Below are 25,929 nucleotides of genomic sequence, written 5' to 3' on the forward strand. Positions count from 1 at the left end.
CCGCAACCTTGCAGCTTCATCTTGATCAGGCGACCGAGAATATTCGTCAGCTGGAGACCCGCCTGGTTGAGGTCGAGAAAAAAGCCGGGACCGATTCCTTGACCGGAATCAATAATCGTCACAGTTTTGAAAAATATCTTCAGGAAGTCTGTCGCAGTTGCAAACGTGAAGAACGGTTTGTCATGATCATGTTTGACATCGATCATTTCAAACAGTTTAACGATAATTATGGTCATCGGGTCGGTGATCTGGTGATCAGAAATGTCGCTCAGTTGGTCGCGGCGGAATTGCCTGCCAAAGGTTTTGTCGCTCGTTATGGGGGAGAGGAATTTGCGGTTATTTTAAAGGACCAGAACCTGGATGCGGGGCTGGCCGTCGCAGAGCATCTACGACAGATAGTGGCATCGCGCGAGCTGCGACGCGGCCGAGACGGAAGTCGTCTCGGGCAGGTTACCATCAGTCTGGGAGTGGCCGCGGGGCAGGCCGGCGCTGATCCCGAAACCGTTGTCGAACGAGCGGATGCGGCACTCTATCGAGCTAAAGGCAATGGTCGGAATCGGGTTGAGGCCGCGTCCGCGTAAGGTAAGGTGTCGGCGCCAAGGGTCGTCGGGTATACCTCTGATGGTTCCGCGGCAGTGGAAATCGTGGTTTGCGGTTAAGCGGCAAGCCATAAGCTGGGGGTTCATGAAAAAAGGAAAGAAGTCCGAACCGGAACCGCCTGTCAACGAACTCGGTTATCCGCGTCTTTTTCTTCTGCTCGGCGCTTTCTTCGGTCTGAGCATGCTTTTTTTGACCCCGCCTTTTCAGGTTCCGGATGAGCATGATCATTTCTTTCGCGCGATGATGATTGCTTCCGGCCAGTTTGTCGCCCGCCCCTATGCTTTCAGTGAAGCGGAAAAAAAACAGGCTCCGCTTAAATATCTGCAGGGCCGCGGCGGCATGGTTCCGGTCAGTGTTCCTTACACCACCCGAATGGTGAATCAGAACCTGCCTTTTCATCCTGAAAACAAGCAGGATTCCGGCATGCTCAAAAAAATGCTGGCTTTGCCGCTGCACCTGCCGGGGCAACCGAAGGTTTTCATCAATACCAGCGCCGCCGGCTATGCGCCCCTTCTCTATCTGCCGAGCGCTCTGACCCTGGCGGTCGGCAGCCGGTTCTCGCTTTCCCCCTTATGGTTGATGTACCTCGGTCGTCTCGCCAATCTGCTGCTTTATCTCGGGCTGGTTTACGGGGCCCTGAAAATCGTCCCGACCGGAAAGCTGATCTTCTTTCTTCTGGGGCTGATGCCGATGAGCCTGTTTCTGGCTCCTTCGCTTTCCATTGACGGGATCACCATCGCCGCGGTCCTGCTGCTGACTGCGGTTCTGCTCGAACTGGCGGTTCAGGAAACGGCGTCGATCAAGTTTCGAACCTGGTTCATCGCGCCGGTCGCCTTAACCCTGCTGGCTCTGGGGAAACCCGTTTATTGTCCGCTGCTGCTGCTGTTTTTTTCCCCCCGGACCTGTTTTTTTCAGAATCGCGGTCGTTTATACCTGTTTTTGGTCAGCCTGGGACTGGCCGGCGCCGCTTTTTTTATCTGGAGCCGGCTGCAAAATTCAGCTCCTCCCCTGACCGCGAGCCCAGTTCCCTTTGACTACACCAGTTTCCAGCTCAAAGACAGCTTGCTGCCCCTGCTTGATCACTCCCGGCAACTGCAGTTTCTGCGGGATTATCCTCAGACCGTGTTCACGATTCTGGGTCGGACTCTGCAGACTCAGGGGCGTCACGTTCTCGAATCCTTTGTTGGTCTCCTGGGATGGCTTGACACCAGCCTGCCGGCTTGGATTTATTTCAGTTATCCTCTTGCCCTGGTTGTCGGAGCCCTGAGCTGCCGTTCTGTCGGCAGAGAGGTCTGGTTTGAAAAAGCCCTGCTCGCCACAATCTCGATCCTGATCTGCGGGGCCATCCTGCTGGCGCTTTACCTGACCGCGACCCCGGTCGGCAACGCCGTTATCGGCGGTTTGCAGGGTCGCTATTTCATTCCGGCGGCGTTGCCTCTTCTGTTGCTCTTTCGCAACTCTCATTCCTTGATAAGCCCCCGGCATGTTGTCGCCGCATTGTTGGTCAGGTACGGGCCCGGCTTGTATGTCGGAGCTGTCCTGCTGGCGACACTTCACAGTCTTTGGCAACGCTATTACTGATAAACTTGTAACCACGCCACCGGCGTTGTTACGCTGCCATACCCGGTCAAGGACGGACGAGTGTTTCGGCGGCGTACTTCTTGACCCCTCATGCCGGGATTGTTTCAGATGACCTTTTTCAGGTGCAATCTGACCGCGAGCCCGTAGAGATAAAGCGCAGTTTTCCCCCGCCACAGTTTCAGCCTTTCAGCCACAGTCCATGAATGTTGTCCCTGATATTTTCTGAGCACGGCACAAATTTCATGAATGTGAGGCCACATGCCGGCGATGGATTTGGCCTGCGGATGACAGGTTGCGCAGGCCAGCACCTCATTTAAATAAGACACCTTTCGCGCCAGCGGAAACAGGCGCAGCCATAAATCAAGATCCATGGCCCAGTGCAGATGAATGTTCAGGCCGCCGGCCTCAAGAAACAACCGCCGTCTGAAAAAGAGGGCTGGTTGACAGATGCCGATGCCGGCGCGAAGCAGCATCTCCCTGGACGAAGTCATCTCTGAACTGCGGAAACGTCTGATGACCGCACCTTTACTGTCGACCAGGTTGCCATCGCCATGGATAATGTCAAGCGTAGGCTCCCGGCAGAATTTCTCCATGATATGGCTTAGCAAGCGGTGATCAGGATAATAGTCATCGGAGTTGATCCAGGCGATGATCTCTCCTCGAGCCTTGGCTATGCCTTTATTGACGGCGTCGGATTGACCCCGGTCGGGCTCGGAAAGCCACTGGATGCGGGAACCGTATGCAGACAGGAGGCTTTGGGTCTTGTCGGTCGAGGCGCCATCCATGACAATCACCTCACGCTCATGGGAGTCCAGGGCCAGACAGCTGTCAAGGCAGCGTTCGATAAAACCGGCCTGGTTGCGGCTGGGAATGACAAACGAGACCATCATGGGTTTGTTTTTGAGTTGAAAAGGGTTATCAGTTGATGGCAAACCGAGGCTATGCGGTCACCTGTTTGCTTCCAGGAAAAATCGGCGGCTCTTTTTCGACACAACAGCGCCGTTTGGGCGTCGTCCTGCTCCAGCAGGGCGATGGCGGCTTTACTCCACGCCATGGGGTCAAGGTTAGGCATCAAACGGCCTGTGTCCGGGGTGACAATTTCCAGAGGACCGCCGCTGGCGTGCGCCAGAACCGGACAGCCGCCGGCCAGGGCTTCGATCAAGGCCATGCCGAAAGCTTCCTCGACCCCGCCATGCATATAAAGCGCGGCGCCGGTGTAGAGTCGGACAATCTCCGAGTGGTGCAAACGGCCATGAAAATCAACCTGTCCGGCGATCTGCAAAGTGGTAGCGAATTGTTTCAGCGCGGTCATCTTTTCCCCGTCGCCGACAATCGCCAGGCGTAGATGCGGCTGTCTTTCAAGGATGCCGGCGAAAACCTGTAAAAGAAAATCGATGCGTTTGAAACCGGACAGATGCGCCACCGTCAGCAGCAAATTCGATCTGGCGGCTCGGCGCCCGGGAAAATCATCCAAGATGACCCCCGGATTGGCGATCGCCGCTACCTTCAAGTCGTAGACCCGCTTGACCTGTTCGGCCGTGAAGCGGCTGTTGGCTACGACCGCATCCCCGTATTTTGACAGCCGCCGGTCGGCGTGCGCCAGAAAAGGACGCAGGCTGAGCGCCAGTCGGCTTTTCCAGACCGGCTGTAAAACCCGAATCCAGATTTCGGAATGAATAAACGCGCTCGGTTCATGGCAGACCCAGAGCAGGGGGATTTGCGGCAGCACGCGCTTTGCCAGCCATCCCCACCAATTGGAAGGGAAAACCTGGGAAATTAGAAGATCCGGGTTCCAGTTTCTGATCTTTCGAACTATCCAATGCTGCCATACAGGCCAGCTCAGCCAGAAAGAAAGACTTGAAGTCAGCGGGCCGTGGGGGTGAGCGATGACTTCGATGGCGGCGGAAATCTGAATCTGCCGTGGCTCATGGCGGAGGGTTAAAATGGCGACCTCAGCTCCGCGTTGTTGGAGTTGCTCGGCGAGCCGCAGGGTATAAATCAGGGCGCCACCGGGAATCACCAGGTGGGGAAAAAGGATCAGGACCCGTTTATTCTGAAGCTGATCGTGCTTCATCGGACAGTTCTCCGGCGCCGGTTTCTACCGTAGAGCCAGGCAAGTTCCGAATAATAAAAAAGATTTTGCTTGTAAACCAGCAGCGCGGAGCAGGGGTTTCGCCAGCCTCCCGCAAGGAATATCGTACCCAGAAAGAGAATTACGGCATTGAGGGGAAGCGCCATTTTGCCGTATCGCCGAATAACCTCCATGTGGGTCGGCCACCTGCCGCCGTCTTGCTGGGGCCGAAACGACGGCAGTTCCGTCAGTTCCCGCGTCAGGTTGTCGGCATGGACGGCAACCCATTTCCGATGTTTTTTCATGTAGGTTGAAAAACTTAGATTATTGTATTCCGGCTGATGTTCCAGACGGACCGGAAGCGGCCGTATGCCTCCGTCGACCGTTACCTCACTGTGCGGAAAACCGACATAATGCATTGCCGCTTTGCGAAAGATGCAGGGTTTGTAAGGCCATTCGGCAGTCAGGTAGCGCCGGCCGTTCCAGATCGGCCAGCGCAGGGAAAAGCCGTTGTCTTGGCCGGTTCGGCGCAGGCGGTTGCGAAGATAAAAGATGGCCGTAGCACTTAAAAATTCATCCGCGTCAAGCTGGAGTATCCATTCCCCCCGCGCCCGGGCAAAGGCGGCGGCGCGATGAAATTCAGGGGCTCCCCGGCGTTCGCCCTCCTGCGCGGTCGCTCCGAATTCCAGCGCGATGGCCAGGGTCTGATCGGAGCAGGGGCCGTCATGAATGACAATGATTTCATCGCAGAGGCTTCGAATACTCTTCAGACAGCGCCGGATCAGACGTTCCTCGTGGAAGACCACGAGGCAGGCCGATATGAAAACAGGCCTTTTGTTTTCGGGGGCGGAGTGACGGTTCGACATTTTTAAAACACTCGTAAAAAGAGAACTTGGATTGAAGGCGATAAAACGCCGAAAACCAACGTCGGGCTTCCCGGCCGGCGGTAAAGGCGGACCGGGTGCTTTCTTTACGCGGACGATGCCCTGTTCAGGGGTCAGTTATTTTTCTGGGAGCGCCGGGAAACCAGTGTGGCGCCCAGCCAGAAAAGACCGATGGCGCCATATAAAAACCAGGCCGATAAACATTTCATCCAAGCGGCGGAGCCCTTCGGGGCAACCTTAAGATCAAAGAGCAGGGCCAATGGCAAGGGACACAGTATCAGGCTCAGCAAAGGCCTCCATGGTAGACGGAAAGCCAGTTTCCGCAACAGATAAAACCAGGCCCCCAGCGCGACCAGAAAATACGACAGCAGGGTTGCCAAAGCGGCCCCCAAGGCTCCGAACCGGGGAATGAAAATCAGGTTGGCAAAGATATTGACGAGCAGGCCGAGCAGCGCGGCGCCGGCCGCGACCCGTGGTTGTTCCATGCCGCAGATGGTATTTAGGTAAAATTCAGCCAGCACCAGCAGCGGCATGCCGCTGCCCAGCGCCACCAGACTGGAAGCGGCCCAGCGATAACGTTCGTGGAAAAGCAGGGCCATCAGATTTCCCGCCTCGGGCAGCAACAGCAGAAAAGCCGCCCCCGAGCAAAAAGACATCAACAAGGTAATGAAACTACAGCTTTCCCGGAGCTGATGCAACTGATTTCGCTGCCAGAGACCGGCGGCGATCGGCATGAAGACGACCGGCAAAAAGATCAGGCTGCGGCCAATCTGGGCCAGGGGGAGGGCCACCTGATAACCGGCGACACTGGGCAGATCGCTCAGCCAGGTCAGCATCAAGGTATCAATATAGTTCATGGTTCCCAAAGCGACAACCGACAAGGTCAGCCAGCGTGCGTAAACCCAGGTCTCTGGCCAGGCCTTGCCCCAGGCGCGACGTTTCCAGATCACCCGTAAATTGTGGCGGCGGGCCAGATGGATGATGCCCGTCAAGAGAAAGATCGCCCCGGCGCAATACGCCAGGGCCGGGGCCAGGGTGTTGAAACGCTTGGTCAGGATAAAAACCAGGGCCAGAACAATCGCGTAATAGATGGTCTGAAGCAGGGTGCGGGTACCGAAGTCCTGCATCGCCTCAAGACTTCCGATCGCCAGGCCGCCCAGGGTCTGCAAGGGAATAAAGAGGGCCAGGCAGCGCATGGTCGGCAATCCGCCCGGGAAAGAGAAATAATTCTGCACCAGGATGGGGCTCCAGAACCAGACCAGGATGCCCACCAGCACACTGCTTGAAAGCTTGATGATAAATACAATCGAGAAAAAGAGATTGACGGTTTGCCGGTCCCCGCGCGCGGCGTATTTGGCCATCAGCACGGTGCCGGTCTTGGCCAGCCCCAGATCGACCACCGCCAGCCCCAGACTGACGAATGAGAAGGCTCCGTAGAAAAAGCCATATTCCTCGGGGCTGAGTTCCCGGGCCAGAATCCGGCGGGTCAGATAACTGATGATTCCGGCCGCAATCACGCCCGTGAGAGCAAGCGCGGCACCGCGGCTGAAACTTTTGTAAGCGGAAGCGGAGGGCATGGTTTCAGGGCCGACCGGCCAGGAGTTTATTTTTCAACTGGGACAGCTTGGCCAGACAGTGGTAGATGGTGACGATCTTGTAAGCGTTGAAACGATGCAGCTGGTAAACCAGGGGCGAGGCTTCCCTTTTACTGATCGACAGTTCTTCAGCAAATTGCCCGGCATAGCCCCGTTCGCTGATGGAAGCGGAATGGCGACGAAAAGAGGCCAGGTAATCAAATAGAACCAGAGGGGGTCCGCAGGCGGCGAAACGCAGCCACAGATCATAATCAAAAGCGGCTTGATAGCGTCGGTTAAGACCGCCGCAGCGCCGCCATAAGGTCATGCGCCAGAAGGTCGCCGGCTGATTGATGAAGTTTTCCGCCTGCAGTCGCCGGCGCGAAAAACGGCGACCGAGAAGATTTTTGTACACGGTTATCCAGCGCCGGATTTCCTGCCCGCACTCATCGATAATGCGGCAGCGGCCGTAGAGCCAATCGTTTTCGGGGTGTTCGCCAAAGGCTTTAACCACCAGATCCAGGGCCCCGGCCGCCAACAAGTCATCGGCCCCCAGCCAGCCGGCAATCGCGCCCCGGGCCTGCGCCAGCGCGAAATTTATCGCTTCCTGCGGTCCGCCACCCGGCAGTTGTATAAGTCGGCAGTGGTCGCCGAATTCCTTAACGATGCTGAGTGTCGCATCCGTCGAACCGCCGTCACAGATGATATATTCAAGGATGAAATTTCCTTTTTGTTCCAGCACGCTGCGGATGGTGCGGCGAATGAAACGGGCGCCGTTCAGCACCGGCGTAACCACGGTTACCAGGGGCGGGCCTTTATCTGTCGTCATGCGGCGGTCGCGGTGCGGCAAGCGCATCTTCCTGCTCGTTTTCCCATAGGGCCAGACGCTGGGTCAGAGCCTTGATCTGTTGCCTTTGCCGGGAGACGACCACGGAAAACTGCATCATGACCAGCAGCAGCCCGAGAATCAGGATCAGCAGCAGGGCCGCCGGTGGGTAGTAAATGCCAAGCATGCCGGCCAGCAGGTCGAGGGCTTTGCGCCAGACCGAAAAAAACAGAAAACAGCCGCCCCAGCCCAGCCAGAGCAGGGCGTAGCCCGCATCCAGCCGCCGCCGGCGAATCAATTCTCCAACCAGCAGGATAAAGGCCAGACTGGCCAGGGAGGCCACAAATAAAAGACGATCAAAAATCATTATCTCTCGATCCTCAAGCGGCGAGCGGCCGAATCCTGTTTTCCGCCGCCGGCGGGGCGCAGGCAGCTGATCAGAATCGCCAAAAGAACCTTGGCCATGTAATGAAAAGATCGCCCCAGGCCGATGGAAGAGGTTCCGGTTTGCCGCGGAGCCATGGTCACCGCCGTTTCCATGACCCTGAAGCCGTTACGGGCCAGCAGAACAACCTCTTCCGGTTCAGGGTAATCTATAGCCGGATAGTGCTGAGCCAGAAACTCAATCGCCTTGCGGTTGTAGGCGCGAAAACCCGAGGTGCTGTCAAGCATCGGCCGACCCAGAAGCAGGGAATTTATCCGGGCCAGCAGGCGAATCCCCAACCGGCGGCTGAAGGTTGATTTGTAGCCTCCAGCGGCATGAAAACGGGAGCCGATCACGACGTCGGCCCGATTCTCCCGCAAAGGCCGGAGCAGTGATTCAATCTCCGTGGCCAGATGCTGGCCGTCGCCGTCAAATTTGATCGCGCTCTCAAACTGCTTGCGCAAAGCGTAGATGAAGCCGGTTTGCACCGCGCCCCCGATACCAAGATTGCAGGCCAGATCAAGAACCGTGGCTTGTCCGTTACGGCGAGCCTGGTTTCCTGTGTCATCGGCGGAGCCGTCGTTGACCACCAGGATTTCAAGCTCCTGGTTAAGCTCGGCCAACGAATCCACGACCGCGCCGATATTGCCGGCCTCGTTGTAAGCTGGAATTATAACCAGGGATCGCATAAAATCAGCTTTTCCCGCGGGGGGCTTTGGTGTGGCCCCGTTTGTGCCGGATACGGTTCACTTTCGCTTTGAAAAAAAACTGAAACTGAACTGATGCAAAATCGTTATTTGCAGACCGAAAGGCCTCCTCCGGAGTGGCGGGGCTTTTCGCCTCTGCAATGATTCTGGTAAAAAGGTTGCGGCTCGGCGATGACCGCGTCCATCAGATTACTGCCGAGCTCCCATCTCTTAAGGATGGTTGGGGCGCAGCCATTTTTTTCTGCAAATTCATACCAGCCCGGATTGAAGTAGACGAGGCTGTAATCCGGCCAGAGACCGTAGATGGTGCCTTGGCTGTGGGCGAAGCTGGTGAAATCATGTTTTTTCAGCAAGGACTTGAAACGCGGGTCCCATATTTCCGTATATCTCTTCATGTCCTTTAGCCTCGTCAAGGAGCGGCGCGGAAAGGTTCCGGAACCGACAGCTAATGACGCGGATCTTCGGCTTATCAACCCGGCAGCTGGTTCCGGCAATTTTTTATAGGCGTCTTCACGAACCAAGGTGAGTCATGCTGTTCAGGGATGAATTTCTCAAACCCTGGCGCTGGCTTCGGTGCCGCTCCGATCAGCTTCTTTAACCGGAAAAAAAAAATAATGCAAGCGGCCAAAACCCATGTGTTTTTATTCGAGTTCGGTTTCACGAGGTTTGCGGGCCGGTGGGAAAATATTGACAAAAGCCGACTTTATCCTTATGCAGGAAGCTGTTTCGGCGGTTATCAATCCAATTTCAACGTTTGCGGGAGACATCATGCCTAAAAGAGATGATATCAAGAAAATTCTGATTATCGGCTCCGGCCCGATAATTATCGGTCAGGCCTGTGAGTTTGACTATTCCGGAACCCAGGCCTGTAAAGCCCTGAAAGGTCTGGGCTATGAGATCGTGCTGGTCAACTCCAATCCGGCGACGATCATGACTGATCCGGCGGTTGCCGATGTGACTTATATCGAGCCTTTGAACACGAAAATCTTAAGTGAAATTATTGCCAAGGAACGGCCGGACGCCCTGCTGCCGAATCTGGGCGGGCAGACCGGTTTGAATCTGTCTTTTGCGCTGGCCCGTCAAGGGGTCCTGGCAAAGTACGGAGTGCAAGTGATCGGGGTTAATATTGATGCGATTGAACGGGGTGAGGATCGTCAGGAATTCAAACGGACCATGGCCCGGATCGGGCTCGAAGTGGCCCGCAGCGAGGTTGCCGGTAATCTGAAAGAGGCGGAAGCGATTGTCGGCGAAATGGGTTTTCCGGTGGTGATTCGTCCGGCCTATACGATGGGAGGCACCGGCGGTGGCTTTGCTTATAACAAGGATGAGTTTCAGTTGATCGCCGCCCGCGGCCTGGCCGCGAGTCCGGTCAGTCAGATTCTGATCGAGGAGTCGGTTCTGGGTTGGGAAGAACTGGAGCTTGAGGTGGTCCGCGACGCCAAAGGTCAGAAGATTACGGTTTGTTTTATTGAAAATGTGGACGCCATGGGGGTGCATACCGGAGATTCCTTCTGTACCGCGCCGATGTTGACCATCGCGCCGGAGTTACAGGCGCGGCTTCAGGAATACTCCTACCGGATAGTCGATGCGATTGAAGTGATCGGCGGCACCAACGTTCAGTTCACCCACGACCCGCAAAGCGGCCGCGTGGTCGTGATCGAGATCAATCCCCGAACCTCGCGTTCCTCGGCCCTGGCTTCCAAGGCCACCGGTTTTCCAATCGCCCTGATTTCGGCCATGCTGGCCTGTGGTCTGACCCTGGATGAGATTCCCTACTGGCGTCTCGGCAGCCTGGAAAAATACAGCCCCTGCGGCGATTATGTCGTGGTTAAATTCGCGCGCTGGGCTTTCGAGAAATTCAAGGGGGTGGAAGACCGTCTCGGCACGCAGATGCGGGCTGTCGGCGAGGTCATGAGTATCGGCAAGAATTACAAGGAAGCCTTGCAGAAGGCGATTCGCTCACTGGAGAACGGGCGTTCCGGCTTGGGTTTCGCCCGTAATTTCAATGCGAAAAGCCTGGATGAATTGCTGGAAATGTTGCATGAGCCGAGCAGTGAAAGACAGTTTATCCTGTACGAGGCCTTGCGTAAAGGCGCGGATATCGAGACCCTGGCGCAGCGCACCCATATCAAGGCCTGGTTTCTGGAGCAGATGCGTGAGTTGGTTGAACTTGAGGAAAAATTGCTGGTTTATCGCGGTGTTCTGCCGCCGGATGAGCTTTTGCGGCAGGCCAAGAAGGATGGTTTCGCCGATAAATACCTGGCTTTGATTCTCCGGTTGCCGGAGACGCTGATTCGGCGGAAACGTCTTGAGCTCGGTGTGGCCGAAGCCTGGGAACCGGTGCCGGTCAGCGGCGTTGAAAATGCGGCCTACTATTTTTCCACCTACAACGCCGTCGATCAGGTTAAGGTCAGCGACCGGCTGAAGATCATGATCCTCGGCGGCGGGCCCAACCGAATCGGTCAGGGCATCGAATTTGACTATTGTTGCGTGCATGCCGCCTTTGCCCTGCGCGACGCTGGCTACGAGACGATCATGGTCAACTGTAACCCGGAAACGGTCTCCACCGATTACGACACTTCCGACAGGCTCTATTTTGAGCCGCTGACGGTCGAGGACGTGCTCGCCATCTACGCGAAAGAGCGTCCGCAGGGAGTGATCTGTCAGTTCGGCGGGCAGACGCCGTTGAACCTGGCCGCCGAACTCAAAGCGGCCGGAGTCAATGTCCTGGGCACCTCTCCGGAAACCATCGATCTGGCCGAGGATCGCGACCAGTTTAACCGGGTCATGAAAAAACTCGGCATTCCTCAACCCGAGGCCGGTATGGCCCAAAACCTTGACGAGGCCCTTAAGATTGCCGAAAGAATCGGTTATCCTTTGATTGTCCGTCCTTCATACGTGCTCGGCGGACGTGCCATGGAAGTGGTTCATGACCAGGAGATGCTGCGGGAGTATGTTGAAAAAGCCGTCGAGATCAGCCCGGAAAAACCGATTCTGATCGATAAATTTCTGGAAAACGCGATTGAGGTTGAAGCCGACGCCATCGCCGACGGAGAAAACGCTTTTGTTCCGGCGGTGATGGAGCATATTGAACTGGCCGGAGTGCATTCCGGGGATTCGGCCTGCGTCATTCCCCCGATCAATATCCCCTTGCGTCATATCGACACGATTGAAGAATATACCCGTAAGATCGCCTTGGAAATGCAGGTTGTCGGTCTCATGAATATTCAGTACGCCATCGCCGATGATCGGGTTTATATTCTCGAAGCCAATCCCCGGGCCAGCCGGACGGTGCCGCTGGTCAGCAAGGTCTGTAATATTTCGCTGGCCAGAATCGCGACCGAGGTTATCTTGGGGCGTAAACTTGGCGAACTGGATTTAAAACGGCGGCCGATTACCCATTTTGGGGTCAAAGAGGCGGTTTTCCCCTTTAATATGTTTCCGGAGGTTGATCCGTTGCTCGGGCCGGAGATGCGTTCCACCGGTGAGGTTCTGGGCCTGGCGGATAACTATGGCCTGGCCTTTTTCAAGGCTCAGGAAGCCACCGGCCAGGCGCTGCCGCTGCAGGGTTGTCTGCTGCTGACGGTCTCACCCCGGGATCGCCAGGGAGCTCTCGAAGTCGCCTCCCGTTTTACCGAGCTCGGTTTTGTTATTAAGGCGACTCGGGGAACGGCCCAGTTTCTCAAGGAGAACGGAATCGAGAGCGAGTTGATTCTCAAGCGTCACGAAGGTCGTCCCAATATCGTCGATGCGATAACCAACAACGAGGTTCATCTGGTGGTCAATACGCCGAGCGGTAAGCTGGGTGCGGTTGACGATTCCTATATTCGCAAAACCGCGATCAAATATAAGGTTCCCTATATCACGACAACCGCTGCCGCCATTGCCGCCGCCAAGGGTATTGCGGCGACCCGGCAGGGACATGGCGAAGTCAAAAGTCTGCAGCGCTATCACGCGGATCTTGGTTGAGCTGGAGAATGGCTTCGGCAAGGCCGGCGAAAGTGGTCGCCCTAAGGTGAAGGCTCAAACAACACAAGCCCCGGGGGTCGTAAGATCTTTTCGGGGTGGGTCTTTTTTGTGGTGGGGGGGCTGATGAAATGCGTAGCGCTGTGTGAGTCGCGGGAGACCTTAAGGTGCGGGCTCTGGGGACCTAAGGGCCGTGTCGATGTCGCGGGGCTTTCGACTCCGGATTAGAAATTGCGGCGCAGGCCCAGGTAAATATTGCGGTTTTCTTCAAACTGGCCGAAGAAACTGTGCTCGGTGCGACCGTAAAACAGGTTGGCGCCGCCGATCAGCAGCCAGTCGTCGTTCAGTTTATAGCTGATCTGGGGCCGTAAATGAGCATCGTTGTCGCTGGGCGAATAGTAAATAAAGAGAGAGAACTTGAGATTCTGTTGCAGCATGAGCTTGGTCAGACGCAGGGTCAGAAGATGGCGCCACTCATCCCTGGCCTTAGCGCCGCGCGGCAGGCTGGCGCGGTAGTTTTCATAATCGTCCATGTATTCAAGATAGTATTGCAGGCCGCCGGTAAAGTCGGTCGCCAGCTCCTGTTCATAGCCCGCGAGAAAGCGCCACTCGCGGTTGCGGACCAGGGGGTCAGCACCGCTTTGGTCCTCGCGGGAGTCATAATAACCGGCTTCACAATGAGCCAACCCCTGGCCCAGGTTGCCGCGCAGACTCAGACCGAAAACCCGCAGTCGGGGAAAGTACAGGCGGCCGTCGGGTTTCATGCCCTCCGGAGTTTTCCAGTAACCGTCGTAAAAGTAGACGGCGGCTTCGAGGCCGCTGAAATTACGATAGGCCCGCAAGGCGATTTCATCTTCGTTAAACCAGCGCTGGCGTTCATCGTCGACCAGCTTTGCTGCGCGACCGGCAATTTGTCCCAGCCGTGGAGACCAGTAGGAAAGGCGGTCGCCGTCGATATAACGTGAAGGGTTGAAACGGGGCATGTAGATGAGGTCGAGGTTCAGAGTTTTCAGGAAAATTCCCAGGCGGACGGCGTCGGCCGGAGCCTTGAGGTATTCATCATCGCGGCCGATGAAAAAGGCTTCCCAGTCTTTGGGAAAAAGATCGTTGATGAAGAGCAGGTCGCCGGTGCCCCAGGTCATGATCTGCCGTCCGATTTTAAGATCGGCGAACGGCAGGGGGCTGACCAGGAAAAAAGCCTCCCGCAGCCGGCCGCCGACAAAATCATCGACCGCGTCGCCGAACAGTTCGCCTTTGATCTTAAAGAGAAAGCTTTCCAGATCACCGTTGATTTCAAGCTGCAGGCGGCTTTCCGCGAGTGAGGTCGACTGTTCGTTCGCCGCCTCGACCAGCCTCCGGCCGCCCCGCAGGTCGATAAAACCCCGATAATCAATCCCGGCCCTCTCCAGACGCTCATTGATGACGGGGAAAAAAGCGGGTTCCAGGGCGCCGGCCGTCATACTCCAGAGCAGGAACAGGGTTCCGGCGCAGAACGCGGAAAATTTTCTCTGTTTCATGCCTTTTCCTGTGCCTCTGAGGGCTCGGCTTCGGCTCGGTGCCTGGCCGACTGCTGGCGGCTTATTTCCTGATCTCTCGGGGAGGCCGGCGGAGATAACGTTCGCTGAAAAGATCCTCTTTCAGGTCGATATCGTAGCTTATGTTACTAAAACGACTGATGGTCACGCTGCCGGTCGCAAGATTTTCGACCCGGGATTCAACCACGGTTGGATGTCCGCCGATGGTTTCAAGCTTGAGGGCTTCGACCCGGCGGTAGAGACGCTTCTCATGGTCCTGGTATTCGGCTTTTAACGGCATCATAGTTTGTTTGTCAATCCAGACTTTGTAGGAACTGAACTCAACCGCGGCCGGATCCCGCGGCCGACTTTCGATGACGTAATATTTTTCTGTGGTTTCCAGCAGGCGATGTTCGTCTTCGTCGGGACTGCGGCCCGAGACATCTTCGTAAAAGAAATCCGAACCCACGAAGCTGGTCCGTTTGTCGGCGGCGGCGATGCGACGGACCAGATCCAGGGCCGGCAGATAAAGCCAGCGGTCATCATCGCGGTCGATAAACTTGTGAACCATGAAGACCATGCCTTTAACGTCGCTGGGCTGTTTGAAATAAACATAGAATTTTTGTCGACCGCCGTCTTCCTGGTCAAATCTTAACATTGTAAATTCGCGCTCGCGGACGCGTTGCTGGGTATCGGCGATCGTCATTTTTACGGAAGCCCGGCCGTCGCGACCGGCATAGTAGGCGGCCAGGTTGGCCCGTGCAATGATGGTGTCGACCTCTGTAAGATCGTCACCGCCCGGAGTCTGCGCCTGCGCGCCGGGTCCGCTTTGCAGCAGAAAGATAGTCAGTAGGGCCATAAAGAATGCTTTACGCATGCGGAGTCTCCTTATTTGAGGTTGCGAAACAGAAACTTCTGTCCCAGGGTGAGCAGGGCCGGTAAGATCATGATGGTCGCCAGACCCGAAATCAGCATGATCGCAGCCAGGAAAAAACCCACGGTTTTATAGGGTAACAACGGCGCCAGCAGCAGTGGGGTGAAACCCACGGCGATCACGATGATATTGCGGAAGATGGCCCGGGCCGGCTCCTCGAACATGATGTGCGCGGCTTTCGTCCAACTGCCGCACTGGCGGAAAGTCATGCGGGAACGCTCCAGAAAGTGAATCGCGAAATCGACTGCCAGACCCAGGGTGAGCGATGACAGTACGGCCACCGGCATGTCGTAATCCTTGCCGACCAGACCGATCAGGCCGTAAATGAAGGCGATGGTCACCGACAGCGGAATCATTGCGATCAGGCCCCAGATCGGAGAACGGAAGAGGATTGCCATCATGATCAGGACGATGACAAAACTGCCCAACAGTGACTTGAACATGCCGGCCACCATCTTATCCTGCCAGACCACATTGATATAGGTCAGCCCGGCCCAGCGAAAGTCGAGCGGCAGAGGGGGCGGATTGTCTTTGATGAAACGTTTGACTACGCTGATCACAGCTTCCATGTCCTGGTTGTCCCCGGAATGGAGCTGAATCCAGAGATTAGCGCGCCGGTAGTCGGGGGTCACCAGATGCCAGAGGTCTTCGGGTTTATGACTGTTCTGAAAGGAAATCAGACACTGAGCGACTGCGGCCCGGCTGTCGGGCAGGCGAAAATCATCGGGCTTGCCCGAGAGGAGTTCCTGATGGACCTTCTTGACGACGTCGGCCACCGAGTTGCTTTTGCCGACCAGCGGATGTTTTTTCAATTCCGCCTGGAGTTTTTCGAGATAGTCCAGGACCTCTGGGTCCTTGAAGATTTCTTGTTCCTGCGCCTGCTGCTCAAGCTGTTCAATCACCGGATTCCAGGCTTCATAAAGCTCATTGTCGGAGACCTCTTCCTGGACCTGGCGCAATTCCTGGATTAAAAGCGAGAGCCGGTCCGGTTTGCTGCCGGCCGGCAGCGTCGCCAGGCTTGTCAGGGCCTGGCGGGAAGCCTCGCCGATCTCTTCGGCAAAGGGCCGCCCGCTTAAAACGGTATTGATTCGCTCGCTGATGTCTTGAACAAATTCCGGGCCCGAGAGGGCGGCGGCGTTTTCCAGCGGGTCAACGATCAGGTAGGCTTCGTAGGTGCCGCCGAAATGGTGGTTGAGAACCTGATCCGCCACCCGAATGGGATGACTTTTGGTAAACCATTTGACCGGGTTGTCATTGATCTTGATGCGACTGATGCCGTAGGCGGCAACCCCGACCAGAACAAGGCAGGCGCAGACGATGAATTTGGCCCGGACCAGGGTGAAACGGCTCATCCAACCTAGAAAATGATGGGTCAGGCTGGCCTGAGTGGTCCTGGTCGACTGGCCGAAGCCGGCCAAACTTTCTTCTTTGAGCAGCATGACATAGGCCGGGATGAACAGCATGGTCAGAAGCCAGGCCAGAAGAATGCCGAAGCCGACGAAGAGGCCGAAAACCCGCACCGGTGGAATCGGGGTCATGGTCAGGGAGAGGAAGCCGGCGGCGGAAGTCAGTGAGGTGTAAAGCATGGGTGCGAAAAGTTTGTCGATGACCGCACGAATAGTTTTTTCGCGGTTTCTGTTTTTCTGATAAAGATCAAAAAACTCCGAGAGAATATGCACGCTGTCAACCACGGCGATCGGCATCAGAAAAATAGGAATCATCGAACTCATGATATGCAGGGTATTGCCGCTGCCGATCAAAAGCCCCATCGTGCAGAGGACGGAAACCATGGCGATGATCATCGGGGCGACAATCAGATTCAGGCGGCGGAAGAAAAACAACATCAGAAGGAAGATCAGCAGCATGGCGAGCGGAGCTGAAATCGCCATCTGGATGAACATCTCGACGCCGAAGGTATCCTCGGCCACCGGCAGACCGGTGATGTGGTAGGCTTCGGGGCCGCTGAAGTCGGCAATTTTTTTCTCCAGCTCCTTTTTAACGCGATACGCCAGGTCCTTGCTGCTGATCGGAATATAAAGCGCCATGGCGCGGCCGTCTTCCGAGACCAGGGTGCCGTTCAGCAGCGGGTTGGCCTGGGCTAGACGGCGAATTTCGTGGGCTTCCTGCGGATTCTGGGGGGGCTCCCGCATGAGCCAGGAGAAACGGACTTCACCGGGACCGCCCTGGGCGATGCTGTCGACATTGTCCGGAGTAATCAGGTTGCGCTTGATCACCCCGATTTGTTTTTCCGGGTTTTCCGGATCGGCCCAGGTCAGGGTGCGGGCGAAGTCGCTTAGCTGGGCTACCCGTTTCAGGGTCTGGGGATTGAAAACTCCGTCCGGATCGCTTTCGTTGACAATCCCGAGAACGACTACGTCATGCAGGTCGAATTCCTGTTTTATCTGATTATGGAAGATCCTGACCCTTTCATGCTCGCTGAGCATATTTTCCGGGTCGGTATCGATTTTAACCAGGCCGATCAGCGAACTTAACAGCAAGGTCACCACCAGTATGGTGATGGTAATGGTTTTCGGTTTTCTGACGGCAAGATTGATCAGGAAAGGGGCAAGGCGCATGTTCCCTCGCGATTCACTAGAGTTGATATTGATATATATCGATAATTAAAAGTTCAGCCTAATTAATAAAAACCCGTAAGTTTGTCAAGTTTTTTCGAGCGGTTTGTTTTGGGCAATTATTCAGCTACCTTGTAATCTCGCGGGCGCACCGGTGGGGTTTATACTATGATTCGCGAGCTGTCGTCGTTTTTTCTTTGTTTACGGTCGCAGTCAGTTTCGTCAGGTTTTTCCGGCTGGCGGTGTTTGGCAAAGCCTAGCCTGAAATCTGGATGCTTGGGTTATCTTGAAGTGGAGGGAAGCTTGCGTCTTCGGGGGTGCAGATCTGGTTACGGCCGGCGTTTTTGGCCTTATACAGGCAAGCGTCGATTTGTTGGAGGAAGTTTTCCAGAGGCAGTTCTTCGTTGAATTCGCTGATTCCGAAACTGGCGCTGATGTGAACGTCTAACTGATCCCGGACCGTGAAGGGATGGTCCGCCAGTTTCTGTTTGAGACGAGAAGCGAGTTCAAAGGCTTGAGGCAAAGCGGTTTCCGGGAATAAAATCAGAAATTCCTCGCCGCCCCAGCGGCCGATTTCATCGGTACCGCGGAGGCTGGATCGCAAAAGATCGGCCAACTCGACCAGTATCCGGTCACCTGCGGGATGGCCGTAACTATCGTTGATCTCCTTGAAATAATCGATGTCGAGCATCAGGGCGCTGAACACGCTCGGTTTGCGTTTGCAGCGATAAATCTCCTGTTCCAGACGCTGAACCATGGCCCGGCGATTCAGGAGAGAGGTCAGATAGTCGGTGCGGGCGGTAAGCGCCAATTCTTTTTCCACCAGCTCACGGCGTTGCATTTCCTCGCGCAGTTCCTGATTGGCCTGTTTCAGGTTTTCGGTTCTTTCGTTGATGCGATGTTCAAGATTCTCATTGGCGGCGACCAGTTTCTGTTGGGCCTCCAGGTTTTGCCGTCGGCTGGCTTCCAGGTTGTTGGCTATGCGATCGAAGGCCAGGGCCAGCAGGTCGAGTTCATCTTCGGTCGGGGAGAGAATGGGTTGAATGGTCTGATGCAGGTTTTCGTCCGCGATTTCACTGCAACGGTTGATCAGCGCGTTGATCTTGCCGGTGAAATGTCGGGCCAGGAAAAAACTGAAGCCGGCCGACAGGAATAAAGACAATAACAGAAAAAAGAGCCCGGCCAGGCGGATGTAGAGAAACTTGCTTTTGACATCATCGGCCCGCATGTCGATACCGATCAGAAATCTGCCTTGGCCGTTTTTCAAGGGGGAATATCCGGACAGGAAGCTGCCCCATTTGTCGGTATAGATTTTACTGTCCACGGCGGGGCGGATAAAACCCTCCAGCATCTCATTGACCTTCTCCGGGTAAATTTCGCCGGGAGGCACCGGGGTAGGGCCGGAATCAATGACGAAGCGCACCTGGTCACCGTCCTTGCGCATGATGTAAATAAAAGCGATGTCGGGATTGGTCGCGACTATTTCTCTGAGTTTACGCAATTGTTTCCGGTAAAGCTCGCGGTCCGCGTCGGCAGGTTCACGCAATTGATCCAGCTCCTCGACCTGGTAATCGCGACTGATCATAGCGGCGCTGTTTTTCAGGCGGGATTGCAGACTCTGCATGAGGTTCGTCAAGGCGCTCTGATAAAAATAGGTGCCGATGCTGCCGGAAACCACAGCGATCGTCAGAAAGTGGGAGAGAAACAGTTTTAAACGGATTGAAAACCGCATGTTTTTCCCTTGGTGATTGAATGAATAAGGCATAGTGATGTGATTAAGTCGGAAAATCGGCAACGCCCCAACTAGTAAATAATTTTTCCCCTGTCAAAGGGATTTTACGCCGATAGGCAATGGGGGCATGCGGAAGATGGTCGCGAAGACCGTGAGGCCTGGCATGTGGACAAAAGCATTCCGGACTATCTTGCGGGCTCCTGCAACGCGCCCAAAGCCCGATCGTAGCCGGTCATTTCCAGGTAGCCGTGACCGTTGGTTTCGCGGCCGACCGGATCCCTGCCGGTGACGCTGACCGCTCCCTCCCAGTAGTTGGTTTGAGTGGTCACGTCGGTCTGCATTTCCTGATCGGCCAGCAGGGCCTTAATCTGCAGTTGTAAAGGCCGTGGCTCAGTAAGTCTGATCTGCCAATGGAGCGGATATTCGGCTCCGCTTTTTGGGCTGCGCCAGGTTTTTCCCGGAATCAGGCTGAATTCCGCAGCGGTCAAGTGGTGCGAGCGTCCGTCGGCGAAAATCCAGGTGCCGCTTGAGGTCGGATCCTGACCGCCTTTTTTCAGACGCATGCGATAGAGCATCAGGGCGCTGCCGTCATCGAAATGGAAGGCGAACCAGTCCCAGCCGGCTTGCTCCGGGCCCAGTTGGTTGGTGGCGAATTCCCGATCAAGCCAGCTCAGGCTGTGAACCGCCAGACTTCTTCCCGCCATTTCCAGCTTTCCTGTTCCCGTTAAACGCGGCCAGGAATAATAATGCGAAGCTTGTCCCGGTCTCGATCCCTTGGCGCTCAGACCGCGGTCGCCGTTTAAAATCGGCGGATAGGTTGGTTTAAGTTCGAGGACCAGTTCATAGTCTGGGGTCAAAGCCCTTAATTCGAGCGCCTGTTTTTCTTCGCTCCAGGCTATTCGGCTGCCTTTGAGCCAGGTTTCCATGCCGTTTTCCCGGGCTCCGGCGAGTCCCGGTCCGGCCCGGCTGATGTCCTGGTGGGCATAGAATTTTTTTTCCTCGAGATCAGTCAACCCGCAGTGGAGCATGTAGAGGTCGCGCAGTTGCCAGGGATTGGTCTCGGCCGGGTTCGGTTGTTCCGTGATTCCCTGGCGGAAAATAGTGAATTGATAACCGAAATGACGGTCTTCCGGCGTCGTCAGGCGGCCGGTGACATACCACCATTCGGTCTGGTACTTAGGGTGACTGCCGTGATCCTCGGGGAAGGAAAAATTATAAGGGCTCAGGGCCTTTTCCCAGGCGGTGAGAGGGACTGCGACAGTCAGGCCGAGCAGCAGCGTGGTCAAGGCTGAAAGCAGACGACGGATTAATCCAGCATAAGCCCTAGGCATGTTCAGCGCTCCCGCATCTGGAATGAAGGCTGGGTTGAAGCAATGCGCCAGGCCGGGTAGAGACCGGCGGCCAGGGAGGCCAGGATGGTGATTGCGATTGTGGCCGGATAGAGTAGCAAATCGATGGAAAAATCAATACTCCAGCCGAAGGACTTGAGGTTGATGACCTTGATTAAAATCCAGGCCAGCAGCGGGCCGGTCAGAGCGGCGCCGATGGCGGCGAGCAGACCTAAAGTCAGGGAATGGCCGAGAGCAATGCCGAAAACCTCCTTGCGACTTAATCCTAGCGCCCGCAGAATGCCGTATTCCCGCTCGTTTTCCAGATAGATCGCGAGCAGGGCGCTGATGATGCCGAAAAAAGCCACAAAAATTGCGATCAGGCGAGTGCTGAGAGTAATCGCGAAACTGCGGTCGAAAATCTCCATGATCCGCTTTTTCAAATCATGATTGGCATAGACTTTACAACTGTAGAGAGCGATCTTTTTCTCTAAAACGGCGGTAAAATCGCGGCGGTCGCTTGTGGGGGCGAGAAAGAGGGCCAGGGAATTCACGCGGTCGTTTCCGATCAGTTCTTGCAGGTTGGCGAAATCCATTAAGATTACCCCGTGTTCGGTGACGTAGTCGCGGAACACGGCGGTCACCGTGAACTCACGGCGTTCGTTGAGACCATTCAAGGTCAGCCGTTGGCCGGGTTGCAACCGATGTTTGCGGGCCAGGGTTTCCGAAATCATGACCGCGCCCCGGCTGACTTCGAGCCAGGGATCGGGGCTGTTTTGCGCGCTGAAATGGTAGCTTGAGTATTTGCCCAGAACCTGGCTGTCGACTCCGGTCAGGCGAATCAGACGCTGGTTGAATTGATAGCGCAGGTTGCGGTAGCGGTTGGCGGCGACGACCTCGGGTAGCCGTGAAAGTTCACTGACCAGTTCTTGCTCAAGCAGGCTGGCATCATAATCACGGTCGCTGTCGGTGATGTAAAAATCACCCTGAATGCTGTGGTTGAACCAGTTGGTGACGGTCGCGCGAAAGGATCCGATCATCAGCGAAATCGCCAGTGACATTGAGAGCGCCACCATCAGGGCGGCGACCGCCGGGGCGCTGCGGCTCAGGGAGCGGCGGACCGCCCCGACGGCCAGCCGCCATTTGAGATTGGGTAAATGCGGCCCGAGCCGGGACAAAGTCCGCTCTATGCCGTATGGCGTCAGCAGGGAAGAACCCAGGCAGATGCCAAAGGCCGCGGCGAAACCGAAATGGGGTGTTTCCCCGGGCAGATAGGCGATGGCCAGGGAGACTGTGATAATCAGCAGGCCCAGCCCGAAGTTAAGCTTGCGGCGGCGAAAGGTGCGGTCCTCGCCTCGTCGCCGGGAAAGCAGGGAAAGGATTGAATTGCGGCGGATTTCCAGCAGGGGGAAAAAAGCGGCGGCCCAGGCGGAGCCGATGCCGATAGTGAGCCCTCGCAGATAAAAACTGAAGTTCAGCCGGGGCAGGGAGGAACGCAGGAAAAAATAAAGATCCGAGATGGTCTGGTTGATGATGTTGAGTGAATAGCCCGCCAGGACGTAACCCAGGCCAAGACCCAGAAGCGAACCGAAGCCGGCGACCAGGCTGATTTCAATCAGCAGGGCGACGGTCAGCTGGTGGCGTGAAAAACCCAGGGTCAGCAGAACGCCGATTTCCCGGCGGCGTTGCAGCAGGGAAAAAAGAATGGTGTTGTAAACCAGGTAGAAGCCGACGAACAATGAGAGCAGGCTTAAGGCGGTCAGATTGAGATTGAAGGAATCGAGCATGGCTGTATGAATGCGGGCCTGATCGCCGGTGGTGGTCAGCTGCACATGGGCGGGCAGGAGCTTTCTGAGCTCGGCCTCGGAAAACTGTCGGGCGGAGACGGTTGGTAAGGGTGTTGCTTCCGGCAGGATCAATTCCAGTTTTTTGAGCAGGCCGGCTCCCTGAAGAAGCTCCTGGGTCCAGGAAAGGTCGCCGAAGACCACGCGCTTTTCGGGGTTCTGATGCATGTCGACGGTGCCGAGCAGACGCAGGTTCAGTTCTCCCCCGGTCCGGCCGCCGTTGTCAAGCCGCAGACGGCCGTCGGCCGTGGCCAGGCGGGCGGCTGCCGGAGAGGCCAGGACCAGTCCCGGTTCGCTGATGAAACGCAGCAGCTCTTCAGGTTTGAGTTTGTTTTCTATCAGGGGATTGAGCTCGCGGGCGGCAAAGGGATCAATGCCGATCACGCTGAGAACCTGACCGTCAACACTCAGTTCGCCTTCCACCAGGGGGGCTATTTTCAGGCCGGGCAGTTTTTTGACCAGCTCAACATAAAGGTTCTCGTCGAGGCGGCCGGAGGCGGTAGAAATTTCGTGAGTGGCCCGGCCTGAGAGCACCCGGGTCGCACTGGTGAAGGAATTCAGGGCGGCTTGATTGGCCAGGTAGATTCCGGAAACCATGGTGACCCCGAGAGCGACTCCGAGAATCCAGAGCAGGGTCGGCAGTGGGCGCCGGCGATGGTGCCGAAGAAAGGCTATGAGGAGTTTAAACATCGGGCAGCAGCCGGCCATCGATGATTTTTAGACGTCGACTGCAGACCGAAGCCGCTTCCCGGCTATGGGTGACCATTACGAGTGCGGTGTTGAAGCGGTCGCAGATTTCGTTCATCAGGCTAACGATATGCAGTCCGGTGTCGAGATCAAGGTTGCCGGTCGGTTCGTCGGCCAGAATCAGACGGGGTTTTTTGACCAGGGCCCGAATTACGGCGGCGCGTTGCTGCTCGCCGCCGGAAACTTCTTCCGGGTAACGGTCAAGCTGGTCGCAGATACCGGCTTCACGGCAAAGTTCCATCATCAGGCCGTGGTCGTCATGGCCGAGCAGTTCCATCGGCAGGCAGATGTTTTCCCTCAGGGTCAAGGTCGGTAAAAGGTTGAAAAACTGAAAAATAAAGCCGAGGTCGCGTCGCCGATAGCGGGTGGCGTCGTTTTCCGAGAAGTCTTCAGCCGCGCGGTCGTCGATGGTCAGGCGACCGCCGCTGGGCTTGTCGATCAGGGCCAGCAGGTTGAGCAGGGTTGATTTGCCGGAGCCGCTTTTGCCGAGCAGGGCCAAACGCTCGCCCGGCTTGATAACCAGATCTATTTGTGTGAGCGCGGTGACCGGCACGGCGCCTGGGTAGATTTTGGAAATCTTTTCCAGGGTGATCATGGCGTTGTCTGCATCGTTCATGTTTGCTGGGCCCAGAGTGCGAAAAAAAGCCGGGTCGAGAGTTGCACTCGACCCGGTCGGATGAGTTTAATCTTCAAAAGCCATACTGGTTTTCCAGACCTTCCAGACGTTGCCGACCAGATCGGGGCCTGGTTGCAGAGTTATTTTCCCGGGTTTCCAGCAGGCCGGAGTGGCTTCGCTGCCCCGGCTGGCCCGAATCAGCTGAAAAGCCTCAAGCTGGCGAAAGGTTTCAAGAATGTTGCGGCCGATCGGAGGCGTCAGAACTTCATAGCCCTGAATGATGCCGTCGGGATCGATAATGAAACGGCCCCGGTTTTCGACTCCGGCCGCCTCGTCAAAAACGCCGTAAACGCGGCCGACCTGTCCGCCGGCATCGGAAAGCATGGGAAAAGGAATGCCGCCCTCGACCATTAAGGCGAGTTCCTTTTCGTCCCACATCTTGTGAACGAACATGCTGTCGATGCTCATGGTTAAAACCTCGACCCCCATTTTTTGCAGGGCGGCATATTTTTCGGCAACTGCCGAAAGCTCGGTGGCTCAGACAAAAGTGAAATCACCGGGATAGAAACAGAGCAGCACCCATTTCCCCAGATAATCGGAGAGTTTGACGTTGACAAATTTCCCTTTTAAATATGCGGGGGCGACGAAATCTGGGGCTTTGCGACCTACTTGGAGCATGGGTTTGATCTCCTTTGCCGGGTTGGGGCTCTTGGGTTCATTTGTTGGTCTGACGGTTTCCTCGGCCTCGCCCACCGGTCCTCCGGTGGGCCGGGCGCAGCCGACGGCCATTTCTTCGGGCATGATTTCCTCCTTGATTCTTATGGCGGAGCAGCTTGCTTTCGGGATTCGCTATGCGAATGAGAGCCAAAGTGCTCCATGGTTATTCTTTAAGCTGTAACTGAATGGCGCGCAATTTAAGCAAGCTGAATCGTGGTCATCATAGTTTTTTCTTTTCAAAAAAGACGAACATGGCCAGGGTAAAGACGGCGAGGACGATGATTACCAGCCAGTGACTGACGCCGAGCAGCTGCGGCAGGGTGACCTTGCCGAAATTACCCAAGGGGATGATGTGGGTTTTCATGAAGGGATAAACCAGGGCGTAGGCAAAGCCTCCGGCCAGCATGCCGAAAATCCCCCAGATGCCGTCAAGACGTCCTTCGCCCACTGCTCCGACCGCGGTTCCCGGACAATAGCCGAGCAGCGCCCAGCCGATTCCAAATAATGAACCACCGATGACCTGGGCTCCGATGGAGGTTCCCTTGAGACTCATCTTGATCTGGCCCAGGTCGTAAAGCAGATGAATGCCGATCGCGGCGACGATGATCGAAGTGAGCATGAATTTGAAAATCGTCATGTCGCGAAAACGCAGGGCTCCAACCTGTTTGTCGTAACTCAGAACCTGGGCTTTCTGCAGAAGAAAGCCGAAAATAATGCCGGTGATCAGGCCGGATAGCAGCGTCATGAGCGCCCTCCTTCAGAAAAACCATAAATCAGGTTGGCAACCAAAGCGCCGATCAGAAAAAAACCGCCGAGAGCGATAAATCCGCTGATTGAAAGTTGAGCCAGACCGCTCAACCCGTGGCCGCTGGGTCAGCCTCCGGCCAGACGGGCGCCGACCATGCCGATGAGCCCGCCGACAAAGGCGACCAGCCCGCGCTGGCCGGCTCCGGGGCCGAATCGATGTCGCCACATGTCGGGAACCGCCTGAAGCTTGAACGCCCCTGAAAGTCTGGCCGCGATAAGAGCTCCAAGAAAAATTCCGATGACGAACATCAGTTGCCAGTCGGGCAGGGCGCCGGCGCCATACTTGCCGTTACTGGTGGTGAAGTATTCATAGTTCGAGGTCTCGATGCCGAGGCTTTCCATGATGGCTGCGCTCAGGCGGGGAAAGGTGGTCGAGGTGCCGAAAAATTTGCCGGTGAACAATGCCGATAAGATCAGCAGAATTCCGGCCAGAGCCCCGGCCAGGTAGGGATTCCAGGTTTTTCTGAACATGACTTCTCCTTGA

General features: G+C 56.0%; 20 protein-coding genes and 1 pseudogene. 3 read left to right on the forward strand and 18 right to left on the reverse strand.

From position 1 onward, the window contains the following. Both ENN66_03225 and ENN66_03230 read left to right on the forward strand, forming a co-directional pair. Positions 1–581: GGDEF domain-containing protein (locus tag ENN66_03225; GenBank protein ID HDS15619.1), on the forward strand; the 581-nt coding region annotated here is incomplete at its 5' end. Continuing rightward, complete coding sequence (locus ENN66_03230; GenBank protein ID HDS15620.1) at positions 520–2,181, forward strand: DUF2142 domain-containing protein; 1,662 nt, start codon at positions 520–522, stop codon at positions 2,179–2,181. The genes ENN66_03225 and ENN66_03230, both read left to right, overlap by 62 nt. A gap of 104 nt (positions 2,182–2,285) precedes the next feature. Here ENN66_03230 and ENN66_03235 read toward each other — a convergent pair whose 3' ends face one another. The 8 genes from ENN66_03235 to ENN66_03270 form a co-directional block, all read right to left on the reverse strand. After that, positions 2,286–3,071, reverse strand: coding sequence for a glycosyltransferase (locus ENN66_03235; protein HDS15621.1), 786 nt, complete (start codon positions 3,069–3,071; stop codon positions 2,286–2,288). Next, positions 3,068–4,255, reverse strand: coding sequence for a glycosyltransferase family 1 protein (locus ENN66_03240; protein HDS15622.1), 1,188 nt, complete (start codon positions 4,253–4,255; stop codon positions 3,068–3,070). Before ENN66_03240 ends, ENN66_03235 begins: the two co-directional genes overlap by 4 nt. Beyond that, on the reverse strand, positions 4,252–5,118 hold the full coding sequence (locus ENN66_03245; GenBank protein HDS15623.1) for a glycosyltransferase: 867 nt from the start codon (positions 5,116–5,118) through the stop codon (positions 4,252–4,254). The genes ENN66_03240 and ENN66_03245 overlap by 4 nt, the downstream gene beginning before the upstream one ends. A gap of 131 nt (positions 5,119–5,249) precedes the next feature. Continuing rightward, the gene (locus tag ENN66_03250; GenBank protein HDS15624.1) at positions 5,250–6,713 is read right to left on the reverse strand and encodes a hypothetical protein; all 1,464 of its coding nucleotides are present in this window, start codon (positions 6,711–6,713) and stop codon (positions 5,250–5,252) included. Between the two features lie 4 nt (positions 6,714–6,717). Next, on the reverse strand, positions 6,718–7,566 hold the full coding sequence (locus ENN66_03255; GenBank protein HDS15625.1) for a glycosyltransferase: 849 nt from the start codon (positions 7,564–7,566) through the stop codon (positions 6,718–6,720). Further along, a complete protein-coding gene (locus ENN66_03260) occupies positions 7,526–7,903 on the reverse strand; it encodes a DUF2304 domain-containing protein (protein HDS15626.1) in 378 nt (125 codons plus the stop codon). The genes ENN66_03255 and ENN66_03260 overlap by 41 nt, the downstream gene beginning before the upstream one ends. Next, positions 7,903–8,649 carry a glycosyltransferase family 2 protein gene (locus ENN66_03265; GenBank protein HDS15627.1) on the reverse strand — a complete coding sequence of 249 codons (747 nt, stop codon included), beginning with the start codon at positions 8,647–8,649 and terminating at the stop codon, positions 7,903–7,905. The genes ENN66_03260 and ENN66_03265 overlap by 1 nt, the downstream gene beginning before the upstream one ends. 104 nt (positions 8,650–8,753) lie before the next feature. Then, a complete protein-coding gene (locus ENN66_03270; protein HDS15628.1) occupies positions 8,754–9,062 on the reverse strand; it encodes a hypothetical protein in 309 nt (102 codons plus the stop codon). Positions 9,063–9,435: 373 nt separating this feature from the next. On the opposite strand from ENN66_03270, the gene carB reads away from it, so the two are divergent. After that, positions 9,436–12,636, forward strand: coding sequence for a carbamoyl-phosphate synthase large subunit (carB, locus tag ENN66_03275; protein ID HDS15629.1), 3,201 nt, complete (start codon positions 9,436–9,438; stop codon positions 12,634–12,636). 221 nt (positions 12,637–12,857) lie between these two features. On the opposite strand, the gene ENN66_03280 is transcribed toward carB, so the two are convergent. The 10 genes and pseudogenes from ENN66_03280 to ENN66_03325 form a co-directional block, all read right to left on the reverse strand. After that, positions 12,858–14,150 carry a hypothetical protein gene (locus tag ENN66_03280; GenBank protein HDS15630.1) on the reverse strand — a complete coding sequence of 431 codons (1,293 nt, stop codon included), beginning with the start codon at positions 14,148–14,150 and terminating at the stop codon, positions 12,858–12,860. Positions 14,151–14,211: 61 nt separating this feature from the next. Then, positions 14,212–15,024, reverse strand: coding sequence for an outer membrane lipoprotein-sorting protein (locus ENN66_03285; GenBank protein HDS15631.1), 813 nt, complete (start codon positions 15,022–15,024; stop codon positions 14,212–14,214). An 11-nt stretch (positions 15,025–15,035) separates the two neighbouring features. After that, positions 15,036–17,657: an RND transporter gene (locus ENN66_03290; protein ID HDS15632.1), complete on the reverse strand. Its 2,622-nt coding sequence runs from the start codon at positions 17,655–17,657 to the stop codon at positions 15,036–15,038. 253 nt (positions 17,658–17,910) lie between these two features. Then, on the reverse strand, positions 17,911–19,419 hold the full coding sequence (locus tag ENN66_03295) for a diguanylate cyclase (protein HDS15633.1): 1,509 nt from the start codon (positions 19,417–19,419) through the stop codon (positions 17,911–17,913). A gap of 152 nt (positions 19,420–19,571) precedes the next feature. After that, positions 19,572–20,717 (reverse strand): carotenoid 1,2-hydratase, encoded by a 1,146-nt coding sequence (locus ENN66_03300; protein ID HDS15634.1) that lies wholly within the window; start codon positions 20,715–20,717, stop codon positions 19,572–19,574. 2 nt (positions 20,718–20,719) lie between these two features. Then, positions 20,720–23,266, reverse strand: a complete 2,547-nt coding sequence (locus tag ENN66_03305; GenBank protein HDS15635.1) for an FtsX-like permease family protein — start codon at positions 23,264–23,266, stop codon at positions 20,720–20,722. Further along, the gene (locus ENN66_03310; protein ID HDS15636.1) at positions 23,241–23,921 is read right to left on the reverse strand and encodes an ABC transporter ATP-binding protein; all 681 of its coding nucleotides are present in this window, start codon (positions 23,919–23,921) and stop codon (positions 23,241–23,243) included. Before ENN66_03310 ends, ENN66_03305 begins: the two co-directional genes overlap by 26 nt. 66 nt (positions 23,922–23,987) lie before the next feature. Continuing rightward, positions 23,988–24,722, reverse strand: coding sequence for a peroxiredoxin (locus tag ENN66_03315; GenBank protein ID HDS15637.1), 735 nt, complete (start codon positions 24,720–24,722; stop codon positions 23,988–23,990). Between the two features lie 136 nt (positions 24,723–24,858). Then, entirely contained in the window at positions 24,859–25,383 is a 525-nt protein-coding gene (locus ENN66_03320) for a YeeE/YedE family protein (protein HDS15638.1), read from the reverse strand. Then, positions 25,380–25,916, reverse strand: a pseudogene (locus ENN66_03325) (YeeE/YedE family protein). The gene ENN66_03320 and the pseudogene ENN66_03325 overlap by 4 nt, the downstream one beginning before the upstream one ends. Positions 25,917–25,929 lie beyond the last annotated feature (13 nt).

This window comes from Pseudomonadota bacterium (assembly GCA_011049115.1).
In the GTDB taxonomy this organism is placed as follows: Bacteria; Desulfobacterota; Anaeroferrophillalia; order Anaeroferrophillales; family Tharpellaceae; genus DSCM01.

What these genes read in the sequence shown, in the direction of transcription:
- ENN66_03230 (HDS15620.1), top strand. Translation starts at nt 520, where the DNA reads ATGCGGCACTCTATCGAGCTAAAGGCAATGGTCGGAATCGGGTTGAGG.
- ENN66_03235 (HDS15621.1), bottom strand. Translation starts at nt 3,071, where the DNA reads ATGATGGTCTCGTTTGTCATTCCCAGCCGCAACCAGGCCGGTTTTATC.
- ENN66_03240 (HDS15622.1), bottom strand. Translation starts at nt 4,255, where the DNA reads ATGAAGCACGATCAGCTTCAGAATAAACGGGTCCTGATCCTTTTTCCC.
- ENN66_03245 (HDS15623.1), bottom strand. Translation starts at nt 5,118, where the DNA reads ATGTCGAACCGTCACTCCGCCCCCGAAAACAAAAGGCCTGTTTTCATA.
- ENN66_03250 (HDS15624.1), bottom strand. Translation starts at nt 6,713, where the DNA reads ATGCCCTCCGCTTCCGCTTACAAAAGTTTCAGCCGCGGTGCCGCGCTT.
- ENN66_03255 (HDS15625.1), bottom strand. Translation starts at nt 7,566, where the DNA reads ATGCGCTTGCCGCACCGCGACCGCCGCATGACGACAGATAAAGGCCCG.
- ENN66_03260 (HDS15626.1), bottom strand. Translation starts at nt 7,903, where the DNA reads ATGATTTTTGATCGTCTTTTATTTGTGGCCTCCCTGGCCAGTCTGGCC.
- ENN66_03265 (HDS15627.1), bottom strand. Translation starts at nt 8,649, where the DNA reads ATGCGATCCCTGGTTATAATTCCAGCTTACAACGAGGCCGGCAATATC.
- ENN66_03270 (HDS15628.1), bottom strand. Translation starts at nt 9,062, where the DNA reads ATGAAGAGATATACGGAAATATGGGACCCGCGTTTCAAGTCCTTGCTG.
- carB (HDS15629.1), top strand. Translation starts at nt 9,436, where the DNA reads ATGCCTAAAAGAGATGATATCAAGAAAATTCTGATTATCGGCTCCGGC.
- ENN66_03280 (HDS15630.1), bottom strand. Translation starts at nt 14,150, where the DNA reads ATGAAACAGAGAAAATTTTCCGCGTTCTGCGCCGGAACCCTGTTCCTG.
- ENN66_03285 (HDS15631.1), bottom strand. Translation starts at nt 15,024, where the DNA reads ATGCGTAAAGCATTCTTTATGGCCCTACTGACTATCTTTCTGCTGCAA.
- ENN66_03290 (HDS15632.1), bottom strand. Translation starts at nt 17,657, where the DNA reads ATGCGCCTTGCCCCTTTCCTGATCAATCTTGCCGTCAGAAAACCGAAA.
- ENN66_03295 (HDS15633.1), bottom strand. Translation starts at nt 19,419, where the DNA reads ATGCCTTATTCATTCAATCACCAAGGGAAAAACATGCGGTTTTCAATC.
- ENN66_03300 (HDS15634.1), bottom strand. Translation starts at nt 20,717, where the DNA reads ATGCCTAGGGCTTATGCTGGATTAATCCGTCGTCTGCTTTCAGCCTTG.
- ENN66_03305 (HDS15635.1), bottom strand. Translation starts at nt 23,266, where the DNA reads ATGGCCGGCTGCTGCCCGATGTTTAAACTCCTCATAGCCTTTCTTCGG.
- ENN66_03310 (HDS15636.1), bottom strand. Translation starts at nt 23,921, where the DNA reads ATGAACGATGCAGACAACGCCATGATCACCCTGGAAAAGATTTCCAAA.
- ENN66_03320 (HDS15638.1), bottom strand. Translation starts at nt 25,383, where the DNA reads ATGACGCTGCTATCCGGCCTGATCACCGGCATTATTTTCGGCTTTCTT.